This window comes from Planktotalea sp., from assembly GCF_049680325.1.
Lineage (GTDB): Bacteria > Pseudomonadota > Alphaproteobacteria > Rhodobacterales > Rhodobacteraceae > Planktotalea.
Window position 1 is genome coordinate 1 of sequence record NZ_JBAUHO010000124.1, and the last position, 3,091, is coordinate 3,091.

Annotated in this window: 3 protein-coding genes and 1 pseudogene; 3 read left to right on the forward strand and 1 reads right to left on the reverse strand. The window is 55.2% G+C overall.

Annotation, left to right across the window (positions count from 1 at the left end; translation table 11 throughout):
* On the reverse strand, window positions 1-374 hold a 374-nt coding region (locus WBC85_RS05570), incomplete at its 3' end, for a radical SAM protein (protein ID WP_424433814.1).
* A gap of 189 nt (window positions 375-563) precedes the next feature.
* On the opposite strand from WBC85_RS05570, the gene zwf reads away from it, so the two are divergent.
* From zwf to WBC85_RS05585, 3 genes and pseudogenes are all read left to right on the forward strand, one after another.
* The gene (zwf, locus tag WBC85_RS05575) at window positions 564-2,018 is read left to right on the forward strand and encodes a glucose-6-phosphate dehydrogenase (RefSeq protein ID WP_424433816.1); all 1,455 of its coding nucleotides are present in this window, start codon (window positions 564-566) and stop codon (window positions 2,016-2,018) included.
* A complete protein-coding gene (gene pgl, locus WBC85_RS05580) occupies window positions 2,015-2,686 on the forward strand; it encodes a 6-phosphogluconolactonase (protein WP_424433818.1) in 672 nt (223 codons plus the stop codon). Before zwf ends, pgl begins: the two co-directional genes overlap by 4 nt.
* Window positions 2,687-2,699: 13 nt before the next feature.
* Window positions 2,700-3,091, forward strand: a pseudogene (locus WBC85_RS05585) (glucose-6-phosphate isomerase); the annotation flags it as partial.

Here is a 3,091-nt window from a genome sequence, read left to right on the forward strand (position 1 = left end):
ATCGGGCGCATCGCATTTGTCAGGATCAAAACGTCATAACCACGCTCCAGCGACGCGCGGGTCATCTCGATCATTTCGGGGTTCATGAACGGCTCACCGCCCGTGAACGCGATTTCGCGCACGCCCCATTTGCGTTGTTCCAGTTGATCCAGATAATCGCGCACCTCAGCGGCGGTGATGTAAACCAACGCATCATTCTTGGGAGAGCTAAGGATATAGCAATTCGCACATTCGATATTGCAAAGCGTGCCGGTGTTGAACCAAAGGGTCTGCGCATTGCTCAGCGCGACGCTTGCGCGCTTTTCACCCTTATGCGTGACAAAAGGATCAGAAAATTTTTCCGCAGGCAGGGTCTGCACGTTCAGATCTTTCATGGATCATCCTTAACTTGGCCTCTGTTTTCCCTTAACCCGAGTGGCGCGCGCAGAAAAGTGCCCAAAGAAAGCCTGACACCATTGTGATGTTACAAAGCAGTGTTAGACATTCGAGAATGTTCGCGCTAAAGGATGCATGAACAGTAACTGTTAGCGCTAACGGCGCGATTTAGAACTTGGAGCGCTTTCATGGTTTCACGCGTAATTCCTGTTGAACCCTTTGATCTTGTCATCTTTGGCGGCACGGGCGATCTTGCGCGTCGCAAGATCTTGCCGGGCTTGTTTCGCCGCTATTGCGCGGGTCAAATCCCCCCGGAAAGCCAGATCATTGGCGCGGCGCGCGGCGAACATGACGCGGCCGAGTTTCGCGCAATCGTTGCTGATGCCGTTCGTGAATTTGGCGGTGGGCGTTCTTGCGAGGACGGCACGTTAGAAGAATTCTTGCAGCGCATTGATTATGTCACTGTTGATGCGCGCGGCGATACAGGATGGGCCGAGCTAGCAGGAAAAGTGCGCAAAGAGCTTGTGAATGCGTTCTATTTCTCGGTTGCTCCCAGCCTGTTTGGCGATCTTGCCGAGCGTTTGCACAGTTTTGACATGGCGGATGACGATAGCCGCATCGTGGTGGAAAAGCCGTTCGGGCGTGATCTTGCCACGGCCAAAGCGCTCAATGCGTCGCTTGCTTTGCACTTTGACGAAACGCAGATTTACCGCATCGATCACTATTTGGGTAAGGAAACCGTTCAGAACCTGATGGCTGTGCGCTTTGGCAATATGTTGTTCGAACCGCTCTGGAACAGCCAGTACGTGGATCATATCCAGATTACAGTTGCGGAAACTGTCGGTGTTGGCGGGCGCGGCGGCTATTATGACAAATCTGGTGCAATGCGCGATATGGTGCAAAACCATTTGATGCAGCTCTTGTGCCTGATCGCGATGGAGCCACCTGCGAAATTCGATCCTGACGCAGTGCGCGATGAGAAGTTGAAAGTCATTCGCGCGCTTGAGCCCGTTTCGCCCCATCACATCGTGCGCGGACAATATGGTGCAGGGCCGGATCAGCCAGATTATAGAACCCATGCGGAAGACCCCAGCAGCAAAACCGAAAGTTTCGTTGCACTGAAGGTTGCAATCAGTAACTGGCGTTGGGCGGGCACGCCGTTTTATCTGCGCACAGGTAAACGCCTCAAAGCGCGCACTTCGGAAATTGCTGTTGTGTTCAAAGATGCGCCACATTCGATTTTCGGGGCCGACGCAGGGCGACATAATAACGAATTGCGCATCCGCTTGCAGCCAAACGAGGGCATGACGCTTGATGTCACAATCAAGGAACCGGGCCCGGGCGGTATGCGGCTTGTGGATGTGCCGCTCGACATGAGCTTTGCAAAGGCGCTTGGCCCTGCGGCATCAGATATTCCCGATGCTTACGAACGTTTGATTATGGATGTGATCCGCGGCAACCAGACCCTGTTCATGCGCGGAGACGAAGTTGAGGCGGCTTGGGCCTGGACCGATCCGATCATCGAGGGCTGGCAAGCGCGCGGCGAAGTGCCTAAACCATACGACAGTGGAAGCGAAGGCCCGACCGATGCTATAGCTATGATTGCGCGCGACGGTCGCGTTTGGCGGGAGATAAAAGCATGAATTTCATCGAATACCCCGATTCAGATATGATGATGATCGATCTGGCCAACCGTATTGCCGGCGATCTGAACGCGGCGCTGCATCATGATGAGCGCGCCTGTCTGGCAGTGCCGGGCGGCACAACACCGGGGCCGCTGTTTGACGATTTATGCGCAGCTGACCTTCCGTGGGAGCGCGTCGATGTGATGCTTACAGATGAACGCTGGGTGCCGACCGATAGTGATCGTTCCAACACCAAACTCATTCGTGAACGCCTGCTGGTGAACCGCGCAGCCAAAGCCCGTCATTTGCCGCTTTATGCGCCTGCTGAAACACCCGAAGAGGTCTTGCCTGAACTAGAGGCGATGATCGCGCCAGAGCTGCCGATTGCAGTTTTGCTGCTGGGCATGGGCACTGATATGCACACCGCATCGATCTTTCCCGGTGCGGATAAACTGACCGAAGCGCTGGCAAGCAATGCGCCGATTCTGGTGCCGATGCGCGCGCCCGGTGCGCAAGAACCCCGCATCACGCTAAGCGCGCGGGTGCTGGATGGGGCGCTGCGCAAACATATCGTCATTATTGGTGCTGAAAAACGAGAAGCCTTTGAAAAGGCAAAAAGTTTAAAGCCTGTGGATGCTCCGATCAAAGCCGTTCTTAGCGGCGCAGATGTCCACTGGGCACCGTAAGAGGATAAAGACTATGTGGGATGATATCAAATCGCTCGACACGGGCGCGAATATTCTCGAGCTTTTCAATACCGATCCAAACCGCGCTGGCGCGTTTTCGGTGACAGCGCTCGAAATGCTGTTTGATTATTCCAAAACGGGTATCACGCAAGCCTCTCGCGACGCTTTGTTGGCCTTGGCGCAAACCGCCGGAGTCGCGGCCAAACGTGATGCGATGTTTGCTGGCGAAAAGATCAATGAAACCGAAAGGCGCGCAGTCCTGCACACGGCACTGCGCAACCTGGACGGTGACAGCGTCATCGTCGATGGCGCTGACGTCATGCCAGAGGTTCTGGCGACGCTGGATCGAATGGAGCGTTTCGCGAGCGATGTGCGCAGCGGCGCTTTCAAAGGGCAGGGCGGTGC

Coding starts and splice junctions, on each gene's coding strand:
- zwf (WP_424433816.1), top strand. CDS start 564: ATGGTTTCACGCGTAATTCCTGTTGAACCCTTTGATCTTGTCATCTTT.
- pgl (WP_424433818.1), top strand. CDS start 2,015: ATGAATTTCATCGAATACCCCGATTCAGATATGATGATGATCGATCTG.